The sequence below is a fragment of the Rhodoferax sp. genome, from assembly GCF_028689305.1.
Lineage (GTDB): Bacteria > Pseudomonadota > Gammaproteobacteria > Burkholderiales > Burkholderiaceae_C > Rhodoferax.
Genome location: NZ_JAQTWM010000121.1, coordinates 1 through 5968, shown reverse-complemented (window position 1 = coordinate 5968; position 5968 = coordinate 1). Strand labels below are relative to the sequence as shown.

General features: G+C 63.3%; 5 protein-coding genes and 1 pseudogene. All 6 read left to right on the top strand.

The features are described 5' to 3' along the window. Positions 1-20: 20 nt before the first annotated feature. The gene (gene murG / locus PHW99_RS17085; protein WP_300180431.1) at positions 21-1115 is read left to right on the top strand and encodes an undecaprenyldiphospho-muramoylpentapeptide beta-N-acetylglucosaminyltransferase; all 1095 of its coding nucleotides are present in this window, start codon (positions 21-23) and stop codon (positions 1113-1115) included. After that, positions 1112-2545 carry a UDP-N-acetylmuramate--L-alanine ligase gene (gene murC / locus PHW99_RS17080; protein WP_300180429.1) on the top strand — a complete coding sequence of 478 codons (1434 nt, stop codon included), beginning with the start codon at positions 1112-1114 and terminating at the stop codon, positions 2543-2545. Before murG ends, murC begins: the two co-directional genes overlap by 4 nt. Then, positions 2542-3501, top strand: coding sequence for a D-alanine--D-alanine ligase (locus PHW99_RS17075; protein ID WP_300180426.1), 960 nt, complete (start codon positions 2542-2544; stop codon positions 3499-3501). Before murC ends, PHW99_RS17075 begins: the two co-directional genes overlap by 4 nt. After that, positions 3498-4289, top strand: coding sequence for a cell division protein FtsQ/DivIB (locus PHW99_RS17070; protein WP_300180423.1), 792 nt, complete (start codon positions 3498-3500; stop codon positions 4287-4289). Before PHW99_RS17075 ends, PHW99_RS17070 begins: the two co-directional genes overlap by 4 nt. A 21-nt stretch (positions 4290-4310) precedes the next feature. Further along, the gene (gene ftsA, locus PHW99_RS17065) at positions 4311-5540 is read left to right on the top strand and encodes a cell division protein FtsA (protein WP_300180421.1); all 1230 of its coding nucleotides are present in this window, start codon (positions 4311-4313) and stop codon (positions 5538-5540) included. 141 nt (positions 5541-5681) lie between these two features. After that, positions 5682-5968, top strand: a pseudogene (locus PHW99_RS17060) (cell division protein FtsZ); the annotation flags it as partial.

Genomic DNA, 5968 nt, shown 5'->3' with positions numbered 1-5968 from the left:
CTGATGCAAGGAGGCCGGGTATGAGCAGGACGGCCTTGATCATGGCGGGCGGCACCGGTGGTCACATCTTTCCGGGGTTGGCGGTGGCGCAGGCCCTGCGCGAGCGGGGCTGGCGCGTGCACTGGCTGGGTGGCCGTGGCAGCGCCGCGCAGCCGAGCATGGAAAGCCAGCTGGTGCCTGCCCAGGGTTTTGCCTTTGAGGCGATTGATTTTGGTGGCCTGCGCGGCAAGGGGGTGCGCACGGCCGTGTTGCTGCCGCTACGCCTGCTCAGGGCGTTCTGGCAAAGCATCTCCGTGTTGCGTCGGGTCAAGCCCGATGTGGTGGTCGGACTGGGTGGCTACATCACCTTCCCGGCGGGCATGATGAGTGTGTTGCTGGGCAAACCCTTGGTGCTGCATGAACAGAATTCAGTGGCGGGGCTGGCCAACAAGGTGCTGAGCCGGGTGGCCGACCAGGTGTTCACTGCCTTTCCCGAAGTCCTGCGCGGGGCGCGCTGGGTGGGCAATCCGCTGCGGGCGGCGTTCCTCAATGTGCCGGCGCCGGAGCAGCGTTTTGCTGGCCGCAGCGGCGCGCTCAAGGTGTTGGTGGTGGGCGGCAGTCTGGGCGCCAAGGCGCTCAATGACACCGTGCCGCAAGCCCTGGCCTTGTTGCCGCCGGAGCAGCGGCCGCTGGTGCGGCACCAGAGCGGCGCCAGGCAGATTGATGCCCTGCGGGCCAATTACGCCGCTGCCGGGGTGACGGCCGAGTTGACGCCGTTCATCGACAACACGGCGCAGGCTTTTGCCGACGCTGACCTGATCATCTGCCGCGCTGGCGCCAGCACCGTGACCGAGATCGCGGCCGTGGGGGCCGCTGCCCTGCTGGTGCCGCTGCCGTCGGCTGTGGATGACCACCAGACCGCCAATGCGCGCTTTCTGGCCGACCAGCAGGCTGCCTGGTTGCTGCCGCAAGCGCAGCTGACACCACAATATTTGGCACAAATGCTACAAAAAATAGAGCGATCTGAGCTTGTTGCAAAAGGGCTAAAGGCCAAAAAGATGCAGAAACTCGATGCCACCGAACAGATCGTGGCCGCGTGTGAAACCTTGGTGAACCAGGGAGGGAAAAGGCCATGAAACACGCCATCCGACACATCCATTTTGTGGGCATCGGCGGGGTCGGCATGTCCGGCATTGCCGAAATCCTGTTCAACCTGGGCTACACCATTTCGGGCTCGGACCAGGCCGACAGTGCCACCTTGCAGCGGCTGGGCTCGCTGGGCATCCAGACCCACGTCGGGCACGCCGCCGGTCATGTGCAGGGGGCCGACGCCGTGGTGACCTCCACAGCGGTGCAGGCCGACAACCCTGAGGTGCTGGCGGCCCGTGAGCGCCGCATTCCGGTGGTGCCGCGCGCCCTGATGCTGGCTGAGCTGATGCGGTTGAAAAGCGGTATCGCCATTGCCGGCACCCATGGCAAGACCACCACCACCAGCCTGGTCGCCAGCGTGTTGGCCGAAGCCGGACTGGACCCGACCTTTGTCATTGGTGGACGGCTCAACAGCGCCGGGGCCAACGCCCGTCTGGGCAAGGGGGATTACATCGTGGTGGAGGCTGATGAGTCCGATGCCTCCTTCCTGAACCTGTTGCCGGTGATGGCGGTGGTGACCAACATCGATGCCGATCACATGGAGACCTATGGTCATGACTTTGACCGACTGAAAAAAGCGTTTGTTGATTTTCTGCACCGCATGCCGTTCTATGGCACCGCGATTTTGTGCACCGATGACCCGGCGGTGCGCGCCATCGTGCCGCAGGTGACCTGCCCGGTGACCAGTTATGGTTTTGAAGAAGGGGCCGAGGTGCGGGCGGTGGATGTCCACGCGGTCGACAGCCAGATGCACTTCACCGTGCAGCGGCGCAACGGTGTGGTGCTGCCCGATCTGCCGGTGGTGCTGAATCTGCCGGGCCGGCACAACGTGCTCAACGCCCTGTCGGCGATTGCCGTGGCGGTGGAGCTCAACATCCCCGATGAAGCGGTGTTGCGTGCCCTGGCCGGGTTCAAGGGGGTGGGGCGGCGGTTCCAGCGTTACGGCGACTGGCCCAGTGCCGATGGCGGCCGCTTTACCCTGGTGGATGACTACGGACACCACCCCAAGGAGATGGCCGCTACCCTGGCTGCCGCACGCGGCGCCTTCCCGGGCCGGCGCTTGCTGCTGGCATTCCAGCCACACCGCTTTACCCGCACCCGTGACTGTTTTGACGACTTTGTGAAGGTCATTGCCCAGGCGGACGCCGTGTTGCTGACCGAGGTCTATGCCGCTGGCGAGGCACCGATTGTTGCCGCCGATGGTCGCAGCCTGGCGCGGGCCCTGCGGGTGGCCGGCCGCATTGAGCCGGTGTTTGTCGACGACATCGCCGCCTTGCCGCAGGCCATTGTGGACAATGCCCGCGAGGGTGATGTGGTGTTGTGCATGGGCGCCGGGTCGATTGGCGCGGTGAGTGCCAAAGTGGTCAATTTGCTACAAAATAAAGAGCTATCAAAGCAAGAAGGACGTGGGCTATGAGTCCATTTGATATTGAAACGGATCGGGTGGCGGTGCTGCTGGGTGGTTTGTCTGCCGAGCGTGAGGTTTCGCTGATGTCGGGCCGGGGTGTGCTGCAGGCGCTGCAAAGCCTGGGCGTCAATGCGCACGCCTTTGACCCGTCCGAGCGGGACCTGAGTGAGCTCAAGCGTGAAGGATTCAGTCGCTGTTTCATCGCCTTGCATGGGCGTTATGGTGAAGACGGTACGGTGCAGGGCGCACTCGAATTACTGGGCATCCCTTACACCGGCCCGGGCGTCATGGCCTCCAGCATGGCCATTGACAAAATCATGACCAAGCGCCTGTGGCGTGCCGATGGGCTGCCTACCCCCGCCTGGCGACGTGTGGACAGTGTCGCGGCAACCCAGGCGGCATTTGCCGAGCTGGCTGGCCCCGGCCGGCTGATGATCGTCAAGCCGGCCCGCGAGGGCTCAACCATTGGTTTGACCAAGGTGAGTTCCGCCGAGCAATGTGCGGCGGCTTATGCGCTGGCTGCCGGGTTGGACGATGAGGTGTTGTGTGAACAGTTCGTTGCCGGTGATGAAGTCACCGTGCCGGTGCTGGGCAGCGGTGCCGAGGCCCGCGCCCTGCCGGTGATCCGCATCCAGGCGCCGGATGGCAATTACGACTATCAGAACAAATACTTCACCGACGTGACCCAATACCTGGTGCCGTGTGGTTTGCCCGCCGGTGAGGAAGAGGCGATCCAGCAACTGGTGCTCCAGGCCTATCACAGCCTGGGCTGCCGGGGCTGGGCCCGGGCCGATGTGATGATTGATGCCAGCACGCGCCAGCCCTATTTGCTGGAAATCAACACCAGCCCGGGCATGACCACGCACTCGCTGGTGCCGATGTCGGCCAAGGCCGCCGGACTGAGTTATCCGCAACTGTGCCTGCAGATCCTGCAGCTCGCCACCCTGGACTACGCCGCTGTATGAGTTCCCCTGCCGCCATGCCCATCGACATCCGCCTGATGAACACGCTGGCTTCAGCGTTGTTTGTCGTGGCGGCGTTGCTGGTGCTGGGGGCGTTGCTGGGCTGGGGGGCTCGTTTGCCGGCGTTTGCCATCAAGGGGGTCAGCGTCAGCGGGGATGTGGCGCACTACAACGCCATCACCCTGCGCGCCAACGTTATGCCGCGCCTGCAGGGAACGTTTTTCACGCTGGACGTGAACGCCGCCCGCAAGGTGTTCGAAACCATGCCCTGGGTGCGCCAGGCGATTGTGCGGCGTGATTTTCCCAACCGGCTCAAGGTGCAGTTGCAGGAGCACCAGGCGGTGGCGTTCTGGGGACCGGAGGGCGACTCGCGGCTGGTCAACAGCTTTGGTGAAGTGTTTGAGGCCAATCTGGGTGAACTGGAGCAGGAAGACTTGCCCCGCCTGAACGGGCCCGAGGGGCGTTCGGCCCAGGTGCTGGCCATGCGGCAAACGCTGCAGCCCCTGTTTGCACCCATGGACCTGGTGATCGATCAATTGGAACTGACGCCGCGGGGTGGCTGGCGCGCCCAGCTGGACACCGGTACCGTGGTGGAACTCGGCAGTGGCGATACGCCGGAGCTGACAGCCCGCATCCAGCGTTTTCTGAAAACTGTGACCCAGGTCACGGCTCGTTATCAGCGCAGGCCCGAGCAGTTGGCTTCGGTGGATTTGCGCCACACCGACGGTTACGCGATTCGGCTCGAAGGGGTGTCAACGCTTGAGGCTGGTGACAGCAAGAAAAAACAGTAAGACAGGACAACAGGTGACGTCATGGCAAAAGAATACAAGGATTTGGTAGTCGGTCTGGACATCGGCACGGCCAAGGTGATGGTGGTGGTGGCCGAAGTCATGCCCGGTGGCGAACTCAAGCTGGCGGGCCTGGGTGTGGCACCGAGCAACGGTTTGAAGCGCGGTGTGGTGGTCAACATTGACGCGACCGTGCAAAGCATCCAGCAGGCGCTGAAAGAAGCCGAACTGATGGCCGATTGCAAGATCACCCGGGTTTACACCGGCATCACCGGCAGCCATATCCGCGGCATCAATTCGCATGGCATGGTGGCCATCAAGGACCGCGAAGTCACCGCTGCCGATGTGGCACGGGTGGTGGAGACCGCCAAGGCCATCAACATCTCCACCGATCAACGCCTGCTGCTGGTGGAGCCGCAGGAGTTCATCATCGACGGTCAGGATGTGAAAGAGCCCATCGGCATGAGCGGCATCCGGCTGGAGGCCAAGGTGCACATCGTCACGGGCGCCCAGAGTGCGGCCGAAAACATCATCAAATGTGTGCGCCGCTGCGGCCTGGAAGTGGAGCAGCTCATGCTCAACCCGCTGGCCAGCAGCCAGTCAGTGCTGACCGAGGATGAACGCGAGCTGGGGGTGGCGCTGGTGGACATTGGCGCGGGCACCACTGACCTGGCGATTTTCACCAACGGGGCCATCCGCCACACCGCCGTGATCCCGATTGCCGGTGATTTGATCACCAGCGACATTGCCATGGCCTTGCGCACGCCGACCAAGGACGCCGAGGAAATCAAGGTCGAAAACGGCTACGCCAAACAATTGCTGGCCGACCCCGAGGCCCAGGTGGAAGTCCCCGGCCTGGGTGACCGCGGCCCGCGCATGCTCAGCCGCCAGGCGCTGGCGGGTGTGATCGAACCGCGGGTTGAGGAAATTTTCAGCCTGGTACACCAGGTGATGCGCGAGTCCGGCTTTGAAGAAATGCTCTCCAGCGGCATTGTGCTCACCGGCGGCAGCTGCATCATGCCCGGCATGGTGGAGCTCGGTGAAGACATTTTTCTGAAGCCGGTGCGCCGCGGTATTCCCAAGTACACCGGTGCCTTGTCCGACATGGTGGCGCAGCCGCGTGCCGCCACCGTGATGGGACTGCTCGAAGAGGCCCGCCTGGCCCGCTTGCGCGGCTTCAAGGTGGCACAGAAAAATGGCTCGATGAAAAATGTCTTTGGCCAGGTCAAAGACTGGTTTGTGGGGAATTTCTGACCATGAAGACTGCGCTCTGGCTCAGCCGTGCCGGCCCGCCCCGACGATGGCGAAGTCGACATCCGCCCCCGTCCATCCCGATTCAATTTCTGTATCCTTTTTTTGACAACATTTCAGCATTCGAACCCACAGGAGAGCACCATGCCCATAGAACTCATTGACGAAGAAGCATTCAACCAAGGCACCCAGATCAAGGTGATCGGGGTCGGTGGCGGCGGTGGCAACGCCGTCGCCCACATGATCGCCAGCGCGGTCCAGGGGGTGGAGTTCATTTGCGCCAATACCGATGCCCAGGCGCTCAGCACCAGTGACGCCCACCGCGTGATCCAGCTCGGCTCGACCGGTCTGGGGGCGGGCAGCAAGCCGGAAAAAGCGCGGGAAGCCGCCGAACTGGCCATCGAGCACATCCGTGAAGCCATCGATGGTGC

Excerpts from the sequence above, each read along its gene's own strand:
- PHW99_RS17070 (WP_300180423.1), top strand. The coding sequence starts at position 3,498 with ATGAGTTCCCCTGCCGCCATGCCCATCGACATCCGCCTGATGAACACG.
- PHW99_RS17075 (WP_300180426.1), top strand. The coding sequence starts at position 2,542 with ATGAGTCCATTTGATATTGAAACGGATCGGGTGGCGGTGCTGCTGGGT.
- murC (WP_300180429.1), top strand. The coding sequence starts at position 1,112 with ATGAAACACGCCATCCGACACATCCATTTTGTGGGCATCGGCGGGGTC.
- murG (WP_300180431.1), top strand. The coding sequence starts at position 21 with ATGAGCAGGACGGCCTTGATCATGGCGGGCGGCACCGGTGGTCACATC.
- ftsA (WP_300180421.1), top strand. The coding sequence starts at position 4,311 with ATGGCAAAAGAATACAAGGATTTGGTAGTCGGTCTGGACATCGGCACG.